The sequence below is a fragment of the Thermomicrobium sp. genome, assembly GCF_053493975.1.
In genome coordinates, this window is sequence record NZ_JBRBZA010000051.1 from 1 (window position 1) to 21,557 (window position 21,557).

A 21,557-nucleotide genomic window follows, 5' to 3' on the forward strand; every position below is an offset into this window, starting at 1 on the left:
CCGGTGAGGAGTTGGCCGTTCTCGTCGTAGCGGACCTCTTCCCAGAGGGCTTGGGCGATCCCCTGGGCCAAGCCGCCGTGCACCTGGCCCTCGACGAGGAGCGGGTTGATGCGGGGGCCGCAGTCATCGACCGAGTAGTACGCGAGGATCTTGACCTCGCCGGTCTCGGGCAAGACCTCGACCACTGCGACGTGCGTCCCGAAGGGGAACAGCACACCCGGCGGCGCGTAGTAGTCCGTCACCACCAAGCCCGGTTCGATATCAGGTGGCAAACCGGGGCTGTAGGCTGCTCGTGCGATCTCGGCCAGCGTGACGGCACGATCGGGAGCACCCTTCACGCGGTACTTTCCGTCGGCGAACTCGACATCCTCGACAGCCGCTTCCAGGAGATGTGCTGCGATGCGCAGCGCCTTCTCGCGAATCCGCTGCGCGGCCAGGAGCATCGCTCCACCACCGACCGCTAAGCTGCGACTCCCCATCGTTCCCACGCCTTCGGGAACGCTCTGCGTATCACCGTGCAGGACGACGATCTGGTCGAAGTCTGCGCCGATCTCATCGGCGATGATCTGGGCCAGTGCTGTCTCCAGTCCCTGGCCATGCGGCGACGTACCGGTGTAGGCGATCACCGCACCGGTCGGCTCGACACGGATCGATGCACTCTCGAAGGGACCGAAGCCACAGATCTCGGTGTAGGTGGCCAACCCGATGCCGATGAAACGACCCTGTTGGCGGAGTTCCTGTTGCTTCTGTCGCCATTCGTGATAGCGAGAGAGTTCCAGCGCCTTGTTCAGGTTCTTCTCGTATTCGGCCGAATCGTACCGTGCACCAGCCGGCGTTTGGTAGGGGAACTTTTCGGGCGGGATGAAATTCAGGCGCCGGACCTCGGCGGGATCCTTGCCGAGCTTGCGGGCCAAGAGGTCCATCATCCGTTCGATGTAGTAGGCTGCCTCTGGTCGACCAGCGCCGCGATAGGCACCGACCGGCGTGGTATTGGTCAACACGCTGTAGGTCTCGATCGAGAGGTTGGGAATATCGTAGACCCCGACGGACATCATCGCAGTCAGTCCCGCCAGGAGCATGACCTTGGGGTAGGCTCCGAGATCCTGGATCACTTTGGCCCGCAGGCCGAGGATGCGTCCCTCCTTCGTTGCGGCCAGTTCATAGTACGCTACCTGACCACGACCCTGGTTCGTGGCGATGAAGTGCTCGGAGCGTGTCTCGTACCACTTGACCGGTCGGTGCAAGTGCAGGGCGAGCGCAGCCAGGATGATATCCTCCGGATAAGCACCGATCTTGGCGCCGAAGCCCCCGCCGACCTCTGGAGCGACCACGCGCACCTGCCCATGGCTCAAGCCGAGCGCTTGAGCGAGCGAATTCCGGTTATTGTGTGGGGCTTGCGTCGATGACCAGACGGTGACCCCGCGTGTCAGCGGATCGGGGGCAGCAGCCACTGCGCGTGGCTCCATCGGAACCGAGACGAGGCGTTGCTGATAAAAACGCTGCTTGACGATGATGTCGGCCTCAGCGAACGCCTTCTCGATATCCCCGTGCTGATGACTGGTATGCATCGCGATATTGTTCTTCACCGTCGCATGGAGTTGGGGCGCGCCCTCCTTCATCGTCTCTTCTGGATCGACGACCGCGGGCAGAGGCTCGTACTCGATCTCGACGGCAGCAGCCGCGTCATAGGCGCGATACCGTTCGGTCGCCAGTACGACGGCGATCGGCTGTCCGACGTAGCGCACGCGGTTGATCGCCAGGAGTTCGTGCTGGGGTGGACCAGCCTGATCCTCTTGCTGGGCTGGTGCTTCGCCCTCCCCCTCGCCCGCGCCCAACTGGACTGCTCCCTTCAGCCACTGTCCCAGTTCCTTGTGCGTGATCACTGCGACCACGCCGGGCAGAGCCAAGGCGGGCGAAGGGTCGATCCGCTTGATGATCGCGTGTGGATACGCGCTGCGGACGAACGCCGCGTACAGCATCCCCCCGAGCTGAAGATCATCGACGTATTGTGACGAGCCGGTGATGAGCCGCGGGTCTTCCTTGCGACGGACACGTGCCCCGACCATTCGACTGAGTACCATCGCCGAACCCCTTCCCGACCACTGTTCCCTTCTGCCGACGGTTCTGCGTCGTGCGAATCGCTCGGTCTCATTGTCAGTCCTGAAGTACCCGTTCGTCAAGAGGGGAGCTCGAGATCGCCGAACGCTCACGTGTCCCTCTCGTTACATGCGATCGCGACGAGATCGATCGCTCGAGCCAGATCACCTGCTGCGATGCGAAAGTCGTCGATACCGATGCTGGCGACGACTTCGCGCTGGCGCTGGTTGAGCCAATGGCGGACAACGAACGTGCCGACCGCGTGCAAGAATGCACGGAGTTCGGTCGGAAGATGCCGGTGCAACCCCAACCGATCGAGGCGAAGAATGCGCTCGACGAGTCGGCGATTGGCTGTGCGGTAGGCGAGGACCCGAGCGCTCGGGAACACTCCCAGGAGTTCGACTCGCGGAAAGATGCTGGTGACCAGCGCTCGCAGACTCGCTTCGTCGTATTCCTGGGCGTGATGGGGGTTCAGCCCACTGAAGACGGCTGGCCGGTTGGGAGTCGTGAGGATCAGGCGTCCCCCAGGAACGAGGACGCGACGTGCCTCGCGGAGAAAGCATTCTGGATCCGGGAGGTGCTCGAGGACTTGGAAGCAGCAGACGAGCTGGAACGAGGCGGCACGGAACGGGATCCGTTCGGCCGAGGCACGGATCCAGGCGAGATTCGAGGCGGCATAACGGCGACGTGCGCGCTGGAGCGTGGGGAGATCGAGGTCGAGACCGATGACCAGTCGTGCGGTTCGGGCCAGCTCAGCTGACCCGTATCCGACTCCACAACCGACGTCGAGCACGGACGCGCCAGTGGCCAGCTGGCTCGCCCAGCGATAAGCAGCTAGGCTTTGCCAGTAGGTGACGCGGAGGGCCCAGCTCTCCGGCGTCACGCGTTCCGTGGTCAGCCGCTGGATCATGGCGGATCTTCCGTCCTCTCTCGTGAACCAGGTCGCCGGGCTGCTATTCTTGCCATCGGAACCGTTTAAGCGAAAGGAGTCCACGGTGTCGGATTTCGTTTTGCCAGCGAGCACCTGGCTCGGACCGGTGACGTTGCGTATCGCCGACGCGGAACTCGTCAGCCGCTTCTATGCCGGCATGCTCGGCTATACTATCCAGCCCGTGAGCGATCGCCTGCTGGCCGTCCTGCCGCCTGATTCCTCGATACCGCATTTCCTCCTCGAATGGGATCCGGCGGCTCCACCCCGACCTGAACGTGCTCCGGGTCTCTATCACGCAGCGATCCTCTTACCTGCTCGCATGGAGTTGGCTCGCATGCTCCGGCATCTCGTCGAGCATCGCTGGCCACTCGCTGGCGCGTCCGATCACGGTGTGAGTGAGGCCCTCTATCTCTCCGATCCCGAAGGGAATGGGCTGGAGATCTACGCTGATCGGCCGCGCGAACAGTGGCCACGCTCGCGGCGCGAGGTCGTGGCGATGACGACCGTGCCCTTGGACGTGCGCGATCTCCTGCGCGAGCTCGAGGCGAGTCCGGATCCCTGGAGACAGATGCCAGCGACCGCCCGTATTGGGCACGTGCATCTCCAGGTTTCCAGTCTCGAGCTGGCCGAGCGCTTCTACGCCGAGCTGCTCGGATTCGAGGTCACCCAGCGCTCCTACCCCGGGGCGCTCTTCGTCGCTGCCGGCGGCTATCACCATCATCTCGGCCTCAACATCTGGCACAGCCGTCGCGCTGATCCCGCACCGCCAGGATGCCGTGGCCTCGTTCGCTTCGCGGTCGTCGTGCCGGAGCGCGCTGCCTGGGAAACCGTGCTCGACCGCTTGCAGCGAGCACACCGCCCGATCGAGCGCGGATTGCAGGGTCCACTGGGCGAGGGAGCTCGCACACGCGACTACGATGATCTGGAAGTCGAGCTCTGGACGCCGGCCTGAGTCCGCTCATTGTCGACGGAAATCCGGGCTCGGCCCGAGGTCGCGGACGAAGCGAGCGATCAGGCGGATCGCGGCGTCGAGGTCGTCCAGACTCACTAACTCGTTCGGCGAATGCATGTACCGGTTCGGAACCGAGACGAGCCCGCAGGGAATACCGGCCCGGGCCGGGGCGATGGCATCCGCATCGGTCCCGGTGCGGACCGGGGCAGCGGAGAGCGTAACCGTGATCCCTTCCGCCTCGGCGGCCGCCAACAAGCGCTCGAAGACGAGCGGATGGACCATCGAGCCGCGATCGAGGACGGGACCCCCGCCGATACGGACGTCGCCGGCACCCCGTTTGTCGGCATCCGGATGATCGGTCGCGTGGGTCACGTCGATGACGATCGCCACGATCGGCTCTAGCCCGAAGGCTGCTGCCCGCGCACCGAGGAAGCTGATCTCTTCCTGCGTCGCCGCGAGCGCGACAATATCCAGAGGCGGGCGCTCAGCGGCGAGCGCCCGCAGTGCCTCCAACGCGATGAAGGCACCCATCCGGTTGTCCAGCCCGCGTGCGACCAGCCGGCGGTTCCGCAATTCGAGGGGCGGTTGCTCGATGACGATCGGGTCACCGACCCGGACGACTTCGCGCGCCTCGTCGCCATCGCGCGCGCCGATATCGATCCACAGATCCTTGATCCGACTGGCACGTCCCTTTTCTTCCTCCGACAGCAGGTGCGCTGGTTTGCGCCCGATGACGCCGAGGACCGGGCCTTGTCGCGTGAGGATGCGGACGCGTTGCCCGGTCAAGATCTGGTCATCCCAGCCGCCGATGGCACGAAACCAGAGGTATCCTTGGTCATCGATGTGGGTGACCATGAGCCCGATCTCGTCGATATGACCTTCGATGAGGACAGTCGGGGTGTTCGCTCTCAAGCGGGCGTAGCTGTTGCCGTTGTGATCGACCCAGACGTCATCGGCGAAGCGGCTGGCTTCCTCGCGCCAGATACGTGCGGCCGCTTCCTCGAAACCAGAGGGGCTGGGAGCATCCAGCAACCGCAGCAAGAACGATTTCTGCTCGTCGCGCAGCATCCCTGCCTCCTCAGTTACCGATGCGAACTTCTGGATTGACCTGATGATGCGGTGGCCGTCCGTTCAACACGTTACAGACGTTCGTTAGGGAGAGATCGAGTGTGCGCTCGCGTGCCTCCTCGGTCGAGCCGCCGAGGTGCGGTGTCATGACGACGTTCTCGAACTCGACGAACGGATTGTCGCGAATCGGCTCGACCTCGAAGACGTCGAGACCGGCCCCAGCGATCTGACCACGCCGCAGAGCCTCGACGAGTGCCGACTGCTTGACGACCGAACCGCGGGCTAAGTTGATGAGGAAGGCGGTCGGCTTCATGAGCGCGAGGGCTCGTTCGTCGATCAGGTACCGGGTATCCGGGGTGAGCGGGACGTGGAGCGAGACGAAGTCCGACTCGCGGAGGAGCTTCTCGAGTGGGACATAGCTGATCTCGTGAGCATTGGCGAACGTGGTGTCCCAAACGATATCGTGTGCCAGGACGCGCATCCCGAACCCGCGTCCGAGCAGTGCGACCGCGCGTCCCGACCGGCCCAGTCCGACGACGCCGAGTGTCTTCCCCCACAACTCCACCCCGAAGTAGGGCTCCCAGCGGCCCTCGCGCATCAGTCGGTCCGATCGATGGATCCCCCGCGCCAGCGTGAGCATGAGCCCGAAGGCGAGTTCGGCGACCGAATGCTCGTTGGCCCCGTGGCAGTTAGCGACGACGATGCCGCGCCGGGTCGCCTCGGCGACATCGATATTGTCGAAGCCGACGCCGCTCGTGCTGATCACCTTGAGTCGGTTCGCGTGGGCGAGAACGCGTGCCGTGATCGGCTCGAGTCCTACGACCAAGCCGTCGACGTCACGGACCAACTCGCACAGCTGCTCCTCGTCGACCGGGTAGCGGATCTCCTTCTCGATGAAACGGCAACCGCGCTCTTCGAGAAAGCGTGCGATCTCCTCGCGAGCCGAGAAGTATTTCCATGTCAGAACCAGAACATCCTTACCCATCGTCGACTGCTGCTCCCTCCTGCTCATCGGACAGCACTTCCGCCGGCACACCCGCGCCATTGTACGCGAAACGACTCGATTTGACGCTGACGTCGCTGGGGAGTACGCTTGAGCAAGTTGAGCGAACTGGAGGATTCCATACCGTGACGCTGGTACTGAATGTGCTCCTCACTTTCCTCTCCGTCATGCAGTTCGCGATCATCGCTCGGGCGATCCTCTCCTGGTTCGATCCGGGAGCTCGCTGGCCGATCTCCCAGATCCTGCTCCAGATCACCGAGCCGATCATCGCCCCGATTCGCCGGGTCATGCCTCGCACCGGGTTCATCGATTTCTCGCCGCTCGTCGCCCTGTTGCTGATCTATCTCTTGCGTATGATGCTCGTCAACGCGGTTTCCTGAGCGCCTCAGCGCGTCGCTCGGCCGCGATGCGGTCTCCCCCGTAGAGGCCCGGTAACGGACGGTACACGACGTCGCGATAGCCGAAGGCCTGTGGCCCGACCACCGCGAGTGCCTCCGGGGTCCGCAGGAGCATTGGTGCCGGGATACCGAGGACCACGACGCGCAAGCCGTAGCGAACCACCTCGGTCGTGACTGGTTCGGCTGTCTCTCGATCGACGAGACAGATGAGGTCCGGGACGACCGCGAGAACGTTACTGTCGCGGCGAGCGATCAAGTTCTCGTTCTGGAAATCGATGCGGAGCTCGCTCCCGCGGTCCTCGCCGAGCCCCTCGAGTCGAACGACTCCCCGCGCGAACCCGGCGGCTAACCGGCGCTCCACGTCGACCACCTTACCGCGGAAGAGGACGCACCCACCGGTGACCGCGAGTGCCGCAGCGATCGGGTCACGGTGCTCGCGGCGGGCTCGGAGCACTGCTTCTCCGAGTCGCAGGGCCAACGTCACCGTGTAGGGAATCACGGTCCGGCGCAGGTCCGCCCCGCTCATGGCGGGAAAGGCGAAGCCGGCTGCCCCGCCCATCTGGACGGTCACGGCCCGAGCGTAGCGTTCCAACGTCACGGCGTCCTGCAGCCAGGGAAAGACGATGATGTTGTGAAAAATATCGGCCAAGGCCGCTGGTGTCGCTGGAACTCCGTAGATCGCGAAGGTATCCATCTGGAGTTCTGGGAAGGCGCGTCCCATCCCGTCACCATCCACGACTGGTAGGTCAGCGAGGGCCGCGACGGCCATCGGCCGGAGTGCGTTGGCTCCCCCGATCTCCCCCGGAACGAGATGGGTCGCGCGCCGGCCGAGGTGCGCCTCCAACGCGCGCAGGGCTGCCAGTGGTTCGTCGCCCCGATGGATCCGCTCGATGCCGATCGTCGGTGCACCCATCCCCCCGACCGAGACGACCACGGCATCGTCTGGCACATCTTCGGGAGAAACGATGGTGATGCGTCGTCCTTCTCGCAGCAAACGCCGGACATAGAGCTTGCCGTAATAGGGATTGCCGCCTCCGCCGGTGCCCAAGATGCCTGCCCCGATGGCGATGGCCTCCAGCTTCTCCTCGTCCAACTCCCACATCGCCTCAGCCTCCTCGGAGATCCCCGACTGCTTTGATGCGGATCCGGACGGCATTCGACGGCAGATACGCGATGGGCACCTCTTCCACCTCCACCACGCTCACGGTGGCTGGGTCGGCACCAGCGGCGATGGCTGCTCGACGAGCGTCTTCGCGTGCGGCGGCCAATGCGCTCTCCCGCGTCTGTCCCTCCAGAGAGACGATCCGGTCGACTTCACCACTCACTTGGGCGATCGCGGCGCCGATGGCGTTGGCGACCGCTGCGTAGGGTGGCCGGATCACCTCGCTCGCTCCTTCGAGCCGGTCCGGTACGAGGACGCTTCCGCCACCGACGACGATGACGGGAACTGGTCCGGCGGAGGTCTTGAGGCTATCGACGAGTTCGGCGAGTCGCTGGTCGATGATCGCGAGAGCTCGTTGGACGACCGCGGGAGAGAGATCGGCCACGCACATTGGATCTCCGAAGCGCGCTCGTCCGGCAGCGACCGCGATATCGCTGGCGGTGAGCGTTTTGCCGCCGAAGATATGGGCTTCCTGCATCAGCCGGAATCCGACGCTGCGCGGACCGACACTCCGCCCGTCCGGCGCGACGAGGCTACCTCCGCCCAGCCCGATCGATACGACGTCCGGCATGCGGAAGTTGGTGCGGACGCCACCGATCGTGACCGCGAACGATGCCTCGCGGGGAAAGCCGTTGACCAGGGCACCACCATCGGTCGTCGTCCCCCCGACGTCCAGGACGATGGCATCGTGCAGACCGCTCAGGACAGCCGCGCCGCGCATCGAGTTGGTCGGTCCCGACGCGAAGGTGAGGACAGGATAGCGAGTGGCGAAATCGGCTGTCATGAGCGTGCCATCGTTCTGGCTGAGGTAGAGCGGTGCCGCCAGTCCGAGCTCGCCGAGCGCGTCCTGGATGGCCCGGATCGTCCGCTCGGCGAGGGGCACGAGGCAGGCGTTGAGGGCAGCGGCATTCTCGCGTTCGAGAAGTCCGAGCCGTCCGATCTCGCGGGAGCGGGTGATGTGCAGTCCTGGCACTCGGCTGGCGAGAAAATCGGCCACCGCGTCCTCGTGGGCAGGTGTCGCTGGCGAGAAGACGGCGGTGACTGCCGCTGAACGGATTCCCAGTTCCGCGATCCGTTCGCAGACCTGGATCAGTGCCGAGTGATCCAGCGGACTGATCTCGCGGCCATCGAACTGGTGCCCACCGGGAAGGAGCGCGACGAATCCCGCAACGGCATCGCGGAGGTCATCGGGCCAATCCTCCAGTGGTGGGATGGATGCAGTCGCTGGAAGCCCGAGGCGGAGCACCGCGATACGGGCGAGTTCCTGCCGCTGCACGACGGCATTGGTGAAGTGGGTGGTCCCGAGCATCACGGCGCGGATCTCGTCCGGGGCGATCCGTGCCTGCGCCAGGACATCGCGTACCACGCGCAAGATGCCGGTGCTCACGTCGGGTGTCGTCGGTTCCTTGGCCCAGGCGAGAACCTCAACGCGGTCCAAGAGGACCGCGTCGGTATTCGTTCCACCGACGTCGATTCCCAGTCGCGCCACCGCGTCGTTCTCCCGTTTCTCGAACCGGTGCGAACCAGGCCATAGCCATCACTTCGGCCAGGAGAGCGATCAAGCCGAGCATAGCGGCATTGATGAGCGTCAGTGCCTCCAGAGAATGCAAGAGCAGGCAGCCGACCACGAAGAGCGCCAGGACATAGCCGCGTCGCCGGGCGCGCAGGGGATCGGTCTCTTTTCCGGCCCTCGTTGCCCAGCGATGTTCGAGCGCGGCACTCAGCACGGTGAAGAGCGTCGAGACGGCGACGAGGAGCGGGAGGAGCACGATCGAGATCGCGAGTGGATTACGCAGTCGAGACGGATCGACGAAGGTCCAAACGAAGAGGGTCGTCGACCATCCCGCGATCGCCTCGATGCCTAGGAAAGGAACGCGCGTCGCGCGTTCGAGCGGCAGGAAGGTGAGAGCTGGCGCCGCCAGGAAGGTAGCCGCTGCGAGCAGCCGCATGGGTGCCCAGAAGTCGGAGATCGCGCCCACATTGCGCGCGACGATCAACCAGATCGCTGCGGCCCAGGTGAGCGGTACCGCGATGAGCCAGCCGACAGCCAGGATGAATCGGATCAACACGCGCTTCCCTCCCACCGCAGCGCAGTCTAGCACCGGACGTCCCGATCGACACAATCGCTATACTCCCTGGCGGGAGGCGAGCATGACGCTCGATGTCCGCGTCGACGATGTCGTTCGCTTGCGGAAACCGCACCCGTGTGGGGCGACCGATTGGGTGGTCGTCCGGGTGGGGGCTGACATCGGGCTGCGCTGCCTCGGGTGTGGCCGGCGCATCATGCTCCCGCGGCACGAGTTCCGGCGACGACTCAAGTCGTTCGTTTCCCGCTCGGAGAAACCACCGCTCGTGCTCCCGCCCCGGCCGACCGATGGGTAGCGTCGAGACGCTCGAACCACGACCGGAAGAGCTGACAACCCGGCCGCGAGTGTTGCTCCGGCAGCGACCGTTTCTCGTGCTCTGGCTCGTTCAGACGCTCTCCCAGACGTCCCAGAATGCGGTCAACTTCGCGTTGCTCGTGCTCGTCCAGGGCGTGATCGAGCGTGCCGGCTCGGCTCTGCCGGCGAATACCGCTGTCGGCTTGGCGGTGCTCAGCTTCTCGGTACCGGCTGTCCTTGTCAGCCCTTTGTCCGGCGTGACGGCTGATCGGTTCGATCGTCGGACGCTCTTGATCGTGACCAATCTCCTGCGCGCGCTCGCGGTGGTCGGACTGCTCTTCGTCGAGGCGCGCTGGAGCCCGCTCGCCGCACTCTCCGTGATCTACGTCCTGGCCTTCGCGTCGGGGACTGTAGGGCAGTTTTTCGGCCCCGCGCTCTGGTCGCTCTTGCCGAGTATCGTTCCCTCTGGGCAGCTGGTGCGCGCCAATGCCTTGTTCCATCTCACCTTCACCGTGTCGCAACTCGCTGGATTTGCGGTGGTCGGCCCGGTGGTCATCAAGCTCGTCGGCGTCCGTGCGGTGCTCGCGGCGACGATTCTGTTCTTCGTTGTGAGCGCGGTCCTCAGCGTCGCACTGCCGCGAACGCGTGGTCACGAGGGCAGTCGTGCGATCGGCTTCCGGGCGCTGCTCGCGGGCGTCTGGCGTGACATGGTGGAGGGAGTGCGCCTTTCGACGGGGCGTCGCCTGCTGCGCAAGGCGATCGCGTACCTCGCAGTCGCCACCGCGACCTATCTCATGATCGCGGCGCTCGGACCGGGGTATGTGACGCGCGTCCTCGGGTTGGCAAAGGAAGACATCGCCTATCTCGTCATACCGGCCGGCCTCGGCGTCGTCCTGGGTACCCTGGCGGTCGATGCGGTGACGCACCGGGTCAGTGCCGAGCGGACGGCTGACCTCGCGCTGCTCAGCGGCGGTCTGCTCCTGACGGCGCTCGCCGTCGTGCCGGATCTCTTCTCCGAGAAGGCGATGGCGCTCGCCGCTGCCATCGTGCTGGCGGCACTGCTCGGACTGGCCGATGGGCTGGTCCGGGCGCCGGCGCAAGCGCTCCTGCAGTCCGAGGCGCCGGAACATGCGCGGGGGCGTGTTTTGGCGGTCTTCTTCACGGTTTCGAACAGCGTCGCGTTCTTCCCGGTGTTCGGTGCCGGTGCGTTAGCCGATCTCTTCGGGATCACGGCCGTCCTGCTGGGGATCGGCGTAGTCCTGGTGATCGCTGCCTTCTGGCAGCTCACTCGCGGGGTGCGGCGCGCGTGACCCGGGTTCGCAGTCGCTCGCGTACTGGGCGAAGGTGCTCGCCGAGCACAGCGAGGTTCACCGACCAGCCGATGCCCCAGGGCATCGGAGTGAACAGGCGCGAGTCCTCAGGGTTCCAAAAGCGCGCGCGGATCCGTTCCACTGAGGGGAGCCGGAAATCGTAGGGGATCGGCCCGATCCGGCCGGTCCAGGTTCGTTCCTGGGGTGGGCGGCGCAGTTGGTGGTACAGGGCGGCACCGATCAGACTCCAGGTGAGCCACCGCGCGAGCCCGCGCAGCGTGCACAGTTTCCGCATCGGTTCGCTCCTTCCTCGCTTTCCCCTTCTTTCGCTTGACCGACTTAGCGGCCGCGACGCCGCGGATCGAGCGCGTCGCGCAGACCATCACCGAGGAAGTTGAGCGCCATGACGACGCTGAAGATCGCCAAGCCGGGGAAAGTCGCCATCCACCATTGGCTGAAGCGGCGCTGTCCCTCCCGAATCATCGCGCCCCACTCGGGTGCGGGAGGAACGGCGCCGAGTCCGATGAAGGAGAGTCCTGCCGTGAGAACGATCGCTGCGCCGACGTCGAGCGTGGCCTTGACCACGAGCGGTGCCTGGGTATTGGGCAAGATATGGACGAGCAGGAGACGGAGTCGGCTGGCCCCGAGCGACTCAGCCGCAGTGACGAACTCCTGCGACTTGATGGCCAGCACCTGCGCGCGCATCAGACGCGCATATTCCGGCCAGAGGACGACGACGATCGCGATGAGCGCGTTCTTGAGCCCCGGTCCGAGCGCAGCCGCGATCGCCATCGCCAGCACGATGGAGGGGAATGCCAGGACCATGTCGGCAATGCGCATGAGGATGACGTCGACCCAGCCCCCAGCATAGCCAGCGATCGCGCCGATGACCGAGCCGATCAGCAAGGCGCCAGCGACCGTGAGGAAACCAGCTGGGAGGGAGATCCGTGCGCCGTAGAGCGTTCGCCGGAAGATGTCTCGTCCGAGGTCGTCGGTGCCGAACCAGTGCGTGGCGTTGGGTGGTTGGAGGCGGGCACTGACATCGGTCGCCAGCGGGTCGAAGGGAACGACGAACGTGACGGTGAACGCGACGATGATCCAGAAGAGCAGAATGACCAATCCCACCGCGGCACTGGGGCGCCGCAGCAGCGCCCGAAGGACGCGGAAACCGGGGCGGTCCGACCAGCTACGGGACGTTGCCAAGCGCTCGGCTGGTCGGGCGGTCGTCACCATGCGGTCGCTCCTCAACTGACGCGGATCCGCGGATCGAGAACGCCGTAGAGCACATCGGTCAGGAAGTTGACGACGACGTAGACCAGGGCGATGAGCAAGGTCACGCCCATGACGGCCGGAAGGTCGAGCTTCATCGCGGCATCGACCGCATAGCGGCCGATACCAGGCCAGGCGAAGATGGTCTCGGTCAGCACGGCACCAGCGAGCAAGCTCCCGAAAGTCAGTCCGATCACCGTGACGGTCGGGATGAGGGCGTTGCGCAACGCGTGGACCAGAATGACCCGCCGTTCGGCTAATCCCTTGGCGCGGGCTGTGCGGATGTACTCGGCACTGAGCACATCGAGGAGCGCCGACCGGGTCATCCGCGCGATGATGCCCATGGCGTAACTGCCCAGTACCATTCCAGGAAGCACGAGATGAGAGAGCACGTTGAGGAAGAGCGACCAATCACCGGCCAAGAGGCTATCGATCGTGTAGAAGCCGGTCCGGAAGGGCGGAGCGGTGAGACGCGGATCGATGCGCCCCGGACCGGGTAAGAGGCGGAGATTGGCATAAAAGACTTGCAGTGCCAAGAGCCCCAGCCAGAAGACCGGCAGAGAGACACCGATCAAGGCGATGAGCCGGGCCACGTGGTCGATCCAGCGCTCGTACCAGATGGCCGAGAGTATCCCCAAGGTCAGCCCGAGCGTGACAGCATAGAGCATCGCGGCCAGCGCCAGTTCGACCGTCGCCGGAAAGCGCTCGCGCAGGTCCTGCATCACGGGGCGGCGCGAGGTGTACGACTCGCCGAGATCGCCGCGCAGGAGATTGCGCAGGTAGAAGAGATACTGCTCCGGGAGCGAGCGATCGAGCCCCCAGCGCTCCCGGTACATCTGCACCGTCTGCGGATCGTTGGCGGCGCGCTCCGGCAGGATAGCCATGAGTGGATCGGCGGGGATCAGGTGAGAGACCGCGAAGATCACCACGGTCACCCCGACGAGGAGCGGAATCGTGACGAGCAGGCGGCGCAGGACGAAACGGCCGAACATCGTCCAGGCTCCTCGGGCGGCTGAAGGATGCCGATCCTAGCTCTTGCGGACCTTGCTCAGATCGACCCCGATGACCGGATCGAACACGTATCCCTGCACGTTCTTCCCGACCGCGATCTGGGCCTTGGGTTGGTAGAGGCACAGGAAGGGCGCGTCCTGGTTGAGGAGCCGCTGTCCCTCGGCATAGAGGCGAGCGCGTTCTTGCGGGTCGGCGGTCTTGGCGGCGCGTTGGAACAGATCCGCGACTTGCGGATTGTCGTATGCCACGCGCTTGGCTGCTGCCTCGCCCGGGACACCGAAGGGGATGGCCCAGCCGTGCGGGTCGAGGAAGTCCGGAGTCCACCCGGAGATCGTGCATTGCAGCTTCCCAGCTCGGTAATCCGCCAGGCGCACGTCCGGTGCACGAGGATCGAGCGTGACGCGGATCCCGACCTTGCGCAAGTCATCGGCGATCTTGCTGGCGAGGACTTCGGAGGACACTCCACCGACCTCGGTTCCGCCACTGCTGAACGTGAGCGTCAGTTCGAAGCCGTTGGCCAGCCCGGCTTCGGCGAGAAGCTGCTTGGCCCGCTCGGGGTCGGTCCGATAGCGGGCGTCCTCGGCTTCGGCGACGCCCAGCAGACCACTGGGAATCACCGAGGGCGGGCGGACCGCTGCGCCCCGCAGCAGTTGCTGGATGATCCCGTCGTAGTCGATGGCGTAGGCGATCGCTTGCCGCAGGCGCCGATCGGCCAGTTCCTTGCCGACCGTCGGGCTGGTGTGCATGGCGAAGTATTCGGTGTCGAGCGTGTCACCGCGCACGATCTGGGCAGTTCCCGCGCGCTCGACCTCGGCGATGAGGTCAGCGTCCAGATTGTGGGCAGCGTCGACGTCGCCGCGCTCGAGCAACTGCCGCTGAGCGGTGGGATCGGGGACGTGCCGGATGATGACGCGTTCCAGCGGAGCTGGGGAGCCCCAGTAGTTGGGGTTGCGCTCCATGACGATCTCTTGTTCTTTGACCCAGCCCTTGAGGACGAAGGGACCGGAGCCAGCCGAGTTCTGGTTGAGCCATTCGGTGGCCTTGTCGGTCTTGTCTGCACCTGGCTGGTCCGTTCCACCCTGCTGCTTGACGACCTGGGAGTCGAGAATGGAGAAGTTCGGCGAGACGAGCATGGCCAAGAACGCGGCGTTGGGTTCGGTCAAAGTGATGCGGACGGTGCGCTCGTCGGGCGTTTCCATCGTCTGGATGATGTCGGCCAGCCAGGAGGGGTTGTCCTTCAGTTCGCGCAACCGGTTGAAGCTGAAGACCACGTCAGCCGACGTCACGGGGTTGCCGGACGCGAAGCGGGGACCGGCGCGCAAGATAAAGGTATAGGTCGTCACGTCCTGGCTGATATCGACCTTCTCGGCCAGCTGAAACTGGACTGTCCGGATATCCGGTGGCTGGATGGTGACCAAGCGCTCGTAGCATGCGCCCATGACGATCGGTGAGGTGAGTTCGTACTGGCGCGAGGGGTCGAGCGTGATCGTATCGGTGAGACGTGCGATGACGAAGGTGCCGCCGGCTGGTGCGGGGGAGGCGGCAGCAGCTGGCGTCTGTGCTGGGGCCGGTTCGGGTGGCGTCGCGGCTGGCGCCGGAGTCGGCGTCGCCTCCTGGCGTGCGCAGGCCGTCAGGAGACCTAGGCCAGCGATTCCCGCCCCGAGGGCGGTGAGCCGGAGAAAACGGCGCCGCTGCATGGCGACAGTCAGCCACCTCTCTTCTCGCTGTTCGGCCATGGTCTGTCTCCTCCTCGTCATTGCTGAGCCGCGATGACACCAAGAATTCTGGTCATGTGGGCGTTCCATGTCAAGCGAGCGTTTTGCTCATCGGGCGGGTGCAGGCTGCTTTGGTGCGCCTCTCGGTCGCTCGTACCATAATGAAGTCCGGGTATCCCGGTGACATCGCAGATTGGCGGGCATCCGCTGAGCGGGGTATCCTTACGAGCGGGCAGTTCCCCTACCGACGGTCGTCCGCCGATCCGCGTGACGACCTCGTACATTACCAAACGAAGCATCGAGGAGAGGCGCAGCGATGGAGATCGTGTTGGTGGTCGCTGCGGCGATCGTGGCAGCGATCGCTGCGGCAGTCGGAACGTATCTGTACTTGCAGCGGGCAGCGCGCTCGCGCCTGCGAGCGACGGGAGACGAGGTGCGGCGACTCCTCGAGGAGGCCGAGGCACGGCAGCGCGAAATCCTGTTGGAAGCCAAGGATGCGGCCCTCAAGTTGCGGGAAGAGCTCGAGCAGGAGTACCAGCAGCGACGCCAGCAGGTCGAGCGCTTGGAGCGGCGACTGCAGGCCAAGGAAGAGCAGCTCGACCGGCGTCTGGAGAATCTGGAGAAGCGAGAACGCAAGATCCAGGCACAGGAGAAGGAAATCGAGGAGCGCTTGCAAGACGTCGCTCGGCTCGAGCAAGAGCGACAGGCGGAGCTGCAGCGGGTGGCACAGCTGTCGCTGGAGGAAGCGCGCCAGCTGGTCATCCAGCAAGCGATCGAAGAAGCGCGCGAAATCCTCAATCGCCAGGTTCGCGAACTCGAGCAGCAGGTTCGCGAGGAGGCGCACCAGCGTGCCCGTATGATTCTGGCAACGGCTATGCAGCGGATCGCCTCCGAGTATGTCGCGGAAGCGACGGTGACCGTTGTCCCGTTGCCGAGTGACGACATGAAAGGACGCATCATCGGCCGGGAAGGGCGCAACATCCGCGCGTTGGAGCAAGCGACGGGCGTCGACCTCATCGTCGATGATACGCCGGAAGCGGTGACGCTCTCGTCGTTCGATCCGGTCCGCCGGGAGATCGCCCGGCGTGCGCTCGTGAAGTTGATCCAGGACGGCCGAATCCACCCGGCGCGGATCGAAGAAGTCGTCGAGAAGACGCGTCAAGAAGTCGAGCAGATCATCTGGGAAGAGGGAGAGCGGGCTGCGCTGGAGGCGGGAGTCCAAGGGTTGCATCCGGATCTCATCCGCTTGCTGGGTCGGCTCCGCTTCCGCACGAGTTATGGCCAGAACGTGCTCCAGCATTCGATCGAGGTCGCGTTGATCGCTGGAGCGCTAGCAGCGGAACTGGGCGCCGATGTCAATGTCGCGAAGACTGCGGGACTTCTCCACGATATCGGTAAGGCGGTCGACCATGAAGTCGAGGGACCGCACGCGCTGATCGGTGCCGATATCGCTCGGCGTCTCGGCCGCTCGGCCAAGATCGTCCATGCGATCGCGGCGCATCACGGTGAGGAAGAGCCGCGGACCGTCGAGGCGTTCATCGTTGCTGCAGCGGATGCGATCAGCGGGGCTCGGCCGGGAGCACGACGCGAGATGCTCGAAGCCTACATCAAGCGGCTGGAGGCGCTGGAGAGCGTAGCGACCTCCTTCCCTGGTGTGCAAAAAGCCTACGCGATCCAGGCAGGACGCGAGGTCCGCATCCTGGTCAAGCCGGACCAGATCGATGACTATGGCGCGTTGCGGCTGGCCCGCGACGTCGTCAAGAAGATTCAGGACACGCTGGACTATCCCGGACAGATCAAGGTCACGGTCATCCGCGAAACACGCGCGATCGATTACGCGCGCTAGCGAGTCCGAGCCGGTGCCCTGTTTGGGGGTACCGGCTCTTTCGTTTGCGCGATTCCGGTTGCTGGACAGCCCGGCCTCGCCCAGCCAGCGGATCGGCCGCGCAGTGGGGACCGGTCCCACTCCGGCAGCGTCCGTGACCGAGCGTCCTCTTCTGCGCGAGAGCATCTTCGGCGCATCGGGCGGGCCGTGTGCGCTACCTGTGGCAGGATTCGACTCTTGCGGCGTAGCGCTCGGTGTGTTATAATGAATCAATAGCCGAGGGTACCGCGCGCGTGGTCGAGGCGACAGCGAGGGCCTGTCTCCCCGGACTCATCTCGGCGGCGAACCCCCAAGGCTAGAGTGAGTCGAGTCCAGTGGGGCGGGGGTCATGCTCCGTGCCCACAAGAAGTCCTAAGGAGACCCAAGAGATGAGTTTCGGGTTCACAGACAAGGTCCTGACTTGCCGCGACTGCGGCACTCAATTCGTCTTCACGGCTGGCGAGCAGCAGTTCTACGCGGATAAGGGCTTCACCAACGAGCCCTCGCGCTGCCCGACTTGCCGCCAGGCTGCTCGGGCGAGGCGCTCGGGGCGCGGAGACGCCCCAGCCTACCGCAGCCGCGAGCCGCGTGAGGCGCGCCAGGATCGACCGATGTACCCGGCGATCTGCAGCGACTGTGGTCGCGAGACGATGGTTCCCTTCCTGCCCCGGCAGGACCGACCCGTCTATTGCTCCGACTGCTTCCGCGCTCGTCGCACGGTCTCGTCCGGCTACTGATCGCTCGTTCGTACTGAAGGCAAGACCGCCCGGTTGCCCTCGCCGGGCGGTCTCGTTTTGTTCAACGCCGCCGGAGGGGAACACCGCCTCGATTGAGCGCTTCGACCGTCTTCGATCCCTCCAGATAATGGACCGTGATCGCACCGATCGTGATCTGATCGCCGTCCCGCAGGATCGCCTGCCGTACGGGAGTGCCGTTGATCCTGGTGCCGTTCCGGCTCTCGCGATCGAGGAGTTCGTATCGGCCGTCCGGACGCCGAACGAGTTCAGCATGATACGCCGAAACCGTCGGGTGATCGATCACGATGTCGTTGTTCTGGTAACGGCCGATCCGGATACGCTCTTGCTCGAGGAGCACCGTTTTCCCCGGCATGACGAGGCGTGGGGTGCTCTGACGTCGCTGGTGCGCTCGCGTCCCGAACGGGCGAACCAATGCCTCCCAAAAATCGGCGACTCGCTGAACGAGCCCCGGTGCGAGGAGCGCGACCGGCGCTGCCAGAACGAAGAAGATCGCTGCTCCCGAAACCATGGTCAGCGCGTCTTGTCCCCAGCTTTCCGCCGAACGGGCGATCCAGACGAGTTCGACGATCCAAATCACGATGAGCACGAGGAACACGACACCGAGCCAAACCTGCGCGCTCATCGTTCGACCTCCGCTCTCCCTGCCCCGGTCTGCGGTGGCTGGGCCATTTCCTCCCGGCCGTGCTCCCGGTAAGGCCCTTCGGTGCTCTCCAGTATAGCGCTGTCGTCGCCTCTCTCCGAGGTGCCCAACACAGCGACGACCGCGCTGAGCGCATCGAGGCCAGCACCGCCACCGGCAGCGAGTCGACGGATCACGCATCGGAGTTCACGCTCGATCGCCTGGCGGCGCTGCGTGCTGGTGAGCGCGGTGGAGCTCGCCTGCCAGCCCAAGGCCAATGTTTCGAGCACGGTACGGGCATGCGCTGGGGTGAGTTCTTCGGTGACGGTCGCCAGCAGTGCCCAGCCTGCCTCTCGCGGCTTGGGCTGTGCTGCCACCAGCGTGACGGTGGCCAAGAGAGCTTGGGCACCTAATTGGGCCGGAACGCGCTCGACCAAGAGCGGTGCCAGATCGCTGACGAGTTCCCAGGCGAGATCGGCACCGAGTCCAGTCAGCTGCGCGAGTTCTCGCCGATACGCGGTGATGCTGCGGTCGCCAGTGAACCAGCGGGCCCACTCGGCGGCTCGTTGGGTGCGTTCGGTCGGTGAACGGGGACGGCGGATGATCTTGGGCATCTTTCGGTCAGCCAGCAGAAAGCATGGTCGTGCTCCGCACCCGAGCTGCGCGGTGCACTGCCCTCGTTGCGAACAGAAGCGCCAGGCTGCAGACCAAGCCAGCGGCGATCGGCAGGCGTGGATCGAGTTCGTAGAGGAAGCCCGCGAGGAACGGGGCGGCCGTCGTGCCGAGGCCGCCGAGAATCTCGGCTAAAGCGAAGACGCGCGAGCGCAAGTGTTCCGGTGTGATGATTCCGAAGACCGAATAAAATGCCGACCAAGCGACCAGAAATCCTCCACGCAAGAGATAGGCAACGAGGAAGACACTGAAATCGCGTCCTAGCAGGAGGAGCGCAAAGCCCACTGACACCGCTCCCGTCGCCGCGAGGAGCGTGTTGAAGGGATCTTGCAGCCAGCGGTTACGATGGACACCGATGCTCAAGAGCGTGCTCCCAATGGCAGCGATCGAGCCGAGCCAGCCGATCCGCTCGAGACTGACTCCATGGACCTCCTGAAGGTAGTTCGGCGCCAGCACCCACCCGAGCATCATGCCGCCGATCGTCACGACCATGAGCCCGGCTGAAAGCAGGATCGAGCGGTGATGCAACAGTTCTCGATACGATCCACCGGCTGTCGAGGCAGTCGCATGCTCGGGAACCCGCACGGTCGCGAAGGTGGCCGCGGCAGCAGCGGTGGCGAGACTGGCAGCGACGAGTGTCGTGCGCAGTCCCCAGCGCTCCGCTAACCAGCCAGCGGCGGCCGGCGTGAGGATCGTGGCGACCGAAGGAGCGACGGTGTAGATCAGGGTGAAGTAGCGGGTGCGCTCCTCGCTCGCGCGACCGAGACCAGCGATGAGCGTGCTCAGCGCTGGAAAGGCGATGACACCAGCATTGATGGCGATCAATCCTGGGAAGAGTTGCCACCATTCGCGGACGAGTGCGCAGAGGATGAAGCCGAGCGCGGCGACGGCGCGCATCCCAGCCACCAGAAGTCGCAGCGAAAAACGATCGACGAGCCAGCTGGAGGGAAGCAGGAAAAGCAGGCGCAAGACGCCGGACGCTCCGATGACCAGCCCGATCTCGGCCGGCGAGGCGCCGAGCGACGCGATATAGAGAGGCCAGAGCGTAAAGAAGAAGCCGATCGCTCCCTCGTTGAAGAGCGATCCGGCGAAGAGCCGCCACGCCGTTGCCCGGGTGGCCGCCGTTTCCGTGGCGACGTTGCCTCCCATCCCGCCCCCAGCCTATCCGCGGTAGTATACGGAGACGCGGCCAGGCGCGAGCAAGCGCCGCCTCGCAGCGGTGTGCGCTGCCGGATCGGAGTACGCTGGTGCCATCGATACCGGTGGCAGTTTGCAGCCGAACAGAAAGGAACATCGGGCTATGATCGATCTCATCAGCGATACCGTGACACGACCGACTCCGGCGATGCGCCGGGTCATGGCCGAGGCAGAGGTCGGCGACGAGCAGCTGGGTGAAGATCCTTCGGTCAATCGCTTGCAGGAAATGGTAGCCGAACTCACCGGGAAGGAAGCAGCGCTCTTCCTCCCGTCAGGAACCATGTGCAACCTCGTCGGGATCAAGGTCCATACCCAGCCAGGTGACCGGATCATCATCGAGCGGACCGCCCATCCGGTGACGTCGGAGGCCGGGGGACCGGGACTCGTGTGCGGTGTGCTGACCTACCTCGTCGACGGTGTGCGGGGGGTCTTCACGGCGGAGCAGGTCGAAGCGGCAGCCGATCCCGGGGATGGCGTTCACACGCCACCGACGACGCTGGTCTGCATCGAGAACACGCACAATCGAGGCGGTGGGAAAATCTGGCCGATCGAGACGCTGCAGGCCGTGTGCGCGACCGCGCATCGGCTAGGTCTCAAGGTGCACATGGACGGTGCTCGCTTGCTCAATGCTGTGGTCGCGACCGGTATACCGGCCGCGACCTGGTGCCGCTCGGTCGATACCGTTTGGATCGATCTCTCCAAAGGGCTCGGCTGCCCGGTCGGCGCGGTGCTGGCCGGCGACGGTGAGACGATGCGGCTAGCTCGCCGGTACAAGCAGATGTTCGGCGGCGCGATGCGCCAAGCTGGCATCTTGGCCGCAGCCGGTATCTACGCGCTCCAGCACCATGTCGAGCGATTGGCCGAGGATCATGCGCATGCGCGGCTCCTCGCCGAAGGGCTGGCGGAAACTCCCGGGATCGGACTCGATCCCGCTGAGGTGGAAACGAACATCGTCTTCTTCGACGTCCAGAACACGGGAATGACGGCTGCAGCGTTCACCGAAGCGCTGCTCGCCGAAGGCGTCCGGATGGGTGCGGTCGGTCGCTACCGCGTGCGAGCGGTGACGCATCTCGACGTGACGCGCCAGGATATCGAGCGGGCGATCCAGGCGGTCCGCCAGGTCGTTCTCGGACGCCGCTGATCGTCGTGC

At 65.1% G+C, this 21,557-nt stretch carries 21 protein-coding genes; 7 read left to right on the forward strand and 14 right to left on the reverse strand.

Annotated elements, in window-relative coordinates:
* The coding region (locus tag ACWIVK_RS08595) for a xanthine dehydrogenase family protein molybdopterin-binding subunit (RefSeq protein ID WP_448576238.1) at positions 1 to 2,081 on the reverse strand (2,081 nt) is incomplete at its 3' end.
* A gap of 125 nt (positions 2,082 to 2,206) precedes the next feature.
* Positions 2,207 to 3,007 carry a class I SAM-dependent methyltransferase gene (locus ACWIVK_RS08600; protein ID WP_448576239.1) on the reverse strand — a complete coding sequence of 267 codons (801 nt, stop codon included), beginning with the start codon at positions 3,005 to 3,007 and terminating at the stop codon, positions 2,207 to 2,209.
* An 85-nt stretch (positions 3,008 to 3,092) separates the two neighbouring features.
* Here ACWIVK_RS08600 and ACWIVK_RS08605 point away from each other — a divergent pair, with 85 nt between their 5' ends.
* Positions 3,093 to 3,980 carry a VOC family protein gene (locus ACWIVK_RS08605; protein ID WP_448576240.1) on the forward strand — a complete coding sequence of 296 codons (888 nt, stop codon included), beginning with the start codon at positions 3,093 to 3,095 and terminating at the stop codon, positions 3,978 to 3,980.
* A 6-nt stretch (positions 3,981 to 3,986) separates the two neighbouring features.
* Here ACWIVK_RS08605 and ACWIVK_RS08610 read toward each other — a convergent pair whose 3' ends face one another.
* Together ACWIVK_RS08610 and ACWIVK_RS08615 are read right to left on the reverse strand one after the other, a co-directional pair.
* Positions 3,987 to 5,048, reverse strand: coding sequence for a M42 family metallopeptidase (locus tag ACWIVK_RS08610; RefSeq protein ID WP_448576241.1), 1,062 nt, complete (start codon positions 5,046 to 5,048; stop codon positions 3,987 to 3,989).
* A 10-nt stretch (positions 5,049 to 5,058) separates the two neighbouring features.
* Positions 5,059 to 6,033: a phosphoglycerate dehydrogenase gene (locus ACWIVK_RS08615; protein ID WP_448576242.1), complete on the reverse strand. Its 975-nt coding sequence runs from the start codon at positions 6,031 to 6,033 to the stop codon at positions 5,059 to 5,061.
* A 143-nt stretch (positions 6,034 to 6,176) separates the two neighbouring features.
* On the opposite strand from ACWIVK_RS08615, the gene ACWIVK_RS08620 reads away from it, so the two are divergent.
* A complete protein-coding gene (locus tag ACWIVK_RS08620; protein WP_015922795.1) occupies positions 6,177 to 6,431 on the forward strand; it encodes a YggT family protein in 255 nt (84 codons plus the stop codon).
* Here ACWIVK_RS08620 and ACWIVK_RS08625 read toward each other — a convergent pair.
* Genes ACWIVK_RS08625 through ACWIVK_RS08635 form a run of 3 tightly spaced genes read right to left on the reverse strand, consistent with a single transcriptional unit; the run spans position 6,415 to position 9,680 of the window.
* Positions 6,415 to 7,551, reverse strand: coding sequence for a DUF917 domain-containing protein (locus ACWIVK_RS08625; protein ID WP_448576243.1), 1,137 nt, complete (start codon positions 7,549 to 7,551; stop codon positions 6,415 to 6,417). The genes ACWIVK_RS08620 and ACWIVK_RS08625 overlap by 17 nt on opposite strands.
* A gap of 4 nt (positions 7,552 to 7,555) precedes the next feature.
* Positions 7,556 to 9,100 (reverse strand): hydantoinase/oxoprolinase N-terminal domain-containing protein, encoded by a 1,545-nt coding sequence (locus ACWIVK_RS08630; RefSeq protein ID WP_448576244.1) that lies wholly within the window; start codon positions 9,098 to 9,100, stop codon positions 7,556 to 7,558.
* A complete protein-coding gene (locus ACWIVK_RS08635; RefSeq protein ID WP_448576245.1) occupies positions 9,036 to 9,680 on the reverse strand; it encodes a hypothetical protein in 645 nt (214 codons plus the stop codon). The genes ACWIVK_RS08630 and ACWIVK_RS08635 overlap by 65 nt, the downstream gene beginning before the upstream one ends.
* Before the next feature lie 82 nt (positions 9,681 to 9,762).
* Here ACWIVK_RS08635 and ACWIVK_RS08640 point away from each other — a divergent pair, with 82 nt between their 5' ends.
* Complete coding sequence (locus ACWIVK_RS08640) at positions 9,763 to 9,993, forward strand: DUF951 domain-containing protein (protein ID WP_448576246.1); 231 nt, start codon at positions 9,763 to 9,765, stop codon at positions 9,991 to 9,993.
* The gene (locus ACWIVK_RS08645) at positions 9,986 to 11,302 is read left to right on the forward strand and encodes an MFS transporter (protein WP_448576247.1); all 1,317 of its coding nucleotides are present in this window, start codon (positions 9,986 to 9,988) and stop codon (positions 11,300 to 11,302) included. The genes ACWIVK_RS08640 and ACWIVK_RS08645 overlap by 8 nt, the downstream gene beginning before the upstream one ends.
* Here ACWIVK_RS08645 and ACWIVK_RS08650 read toward each other — a convergent pair.
* The 4 genes from ACWIVK_RS08650 to ACWIVK_RS08665 are packed head-to-tail and all read right to left on the reverse strand — an operon-like array spanning position 11,277 to position 15,318.
* The gene (locus ACWIVK_RS08650) at positions 11,277 to 11,597 is read right to left on the reverse strand and encodes a DUF5808 domain-containing protein (RefSeq protein ID WP_448576248.1); all 321 of its coding nucleotides are present in this window, start codon (positions 11,595 to 11,597) and stop codon (positions 11,277 to 11,279) included. The genes ACWIVK_RS08645 and ACWIVK_RS08650 overlap by 26 nt on opposite strands.
* A gap of 44 nt (positions 11,598 to 11,641) precedes the next feature.
* Positions 11,642 to 12,535: an ABC transporter permease gene (locus tag ACWIVK_RS08655; RefSeq protein WP_448576249.1), complete on the reverse strand. Its 894-nt coding sequence runs from the start codon at positions 12,533 to 12,535 to the stop codon at positions 11,642 to 11,644.
* An 11-nt stretch (positions 12,536 to 12,546) separates the two neighbouring features.
* On the reverse strand, positions 12,547 to 13,563 hold the full coding sequence (locus ACWIVK_RS08660) for an ABC transporter permease (RefSeq protein ID WP_448576250.1): 1,017 nt from the start codon (positions 13,561 to 13,563) through the stop codon (positions 12,547 to 12,549).
* Positions 13,564 to 13,599: 36 nt separating this feature from the next.
* Complete coding sequence (locus ACWIVK_RS08665; protein WP_448576251.1) at positions 13,600 to 15,318, reverse strand: ABC transporter substrate-binding protein; 1,719 nt, start codon at positions 15,316 to 15,318, stop codon at positions 13,600 to 13,602.
* A gap of 295 nt (positions 15,319 to 15,613) precedes the next feature.
* On the opposite strand from ACWIVK_RS08665, the gene rny reads away from it, so the two are divergent.
* The gene (rny, locus tag ACWIVK_RS08670) at positions 15,614 to 17,143 is read left to right on the forward strand and encodes a ribonuclease Y (protein ID WP_448576252.1); all 1,530 of its coding nucleotides are present in this window, start codon (positions 15,614 to 15,616) and stop codon (positions 17,141 to 17,143) included.
* A gap of 407 nt (positions 17,144 to 17,550) precedes the next feature.
* Complete coding sequence (locus ACWIVK_RS08675) at positions 17,551 to 17,898, forward strand: zinc-ribbon domain containing protein (RefSeq protein ID WP_015922822.1); 348 nt, start codon at positions 17,551 to 17,553, stop codon at positions 17,896 to 17,898.
* 61 nt (positions 17,899 to 17,959) lie between these two features.
* Here the strand turns inward: ACWIVK_RS08675 and ACWIVK_RS08680 are convergent, their stop codons facing one another.
* From ACWIVK_RS08680 to ACWIVK_RS08690, 3 genes are read right to left on the reverse strand one after another with little or no spacing between them, the layout of a single operon-like run.
* Positions 17,960 to 18,541: an FHA domain-containing protein gene (locus ACWIVK_RS08680; protein WP_448576253.1), complete on the reverse strand. Its 582-nt coding sequence runs from the start codon at positions 18,539 to 18,541 to the stop codon at positions 17,960 to 17,962.
* The gene (locus tag ACWIVK_RS08685; protein ID WP_448576254.1) at positions 18,538 to 19,152 is read right to left on the reverse strand and encodes a hypothetical protein; all 615 of its coding nucleotides are present in this window, start codon (positions 19,150 to 19,152) and stop codon (positions 18,538 to 18,540) included. The genes ACWIVK_RS08680 and ACWIVK_RS08685 overlap by 4 nt, the downstream gene beginning before the upstream one ends.
* Positions 19,153 to 19,159: 7 nt before the next feature.
* Positions 19,160 to 20,359, reverse strand: a complete 1,200-nt coding sequence (locus ACWIVK_RS08690; protein ID WP_448576255.1) for an MFS transporter — start codon at positions 20,357 to 20,359, stop codon at positions 19,160 to 19,162.
* A gap of 151 nt (positions 20,360 to 20,510) precedes the next feature.
* Between ACWIVK_RS08690 and ACWIVK_RS08695 the strand changes: the two genes are divergently transcribed.
* Complete coding sequence (locus ACWIVK_RS08695; RefSeq protein ID WP_448576256.1) at positions 20,511 to 21,548, forward strand: threonine aldolase family protein; 1,038 nt, start codon at positions 20,511 to 20,513, stop codon at positions 21,546 to 21,548.
* Positions 21,549 to 21,557 lie beyond the last annotated feature (9 nt).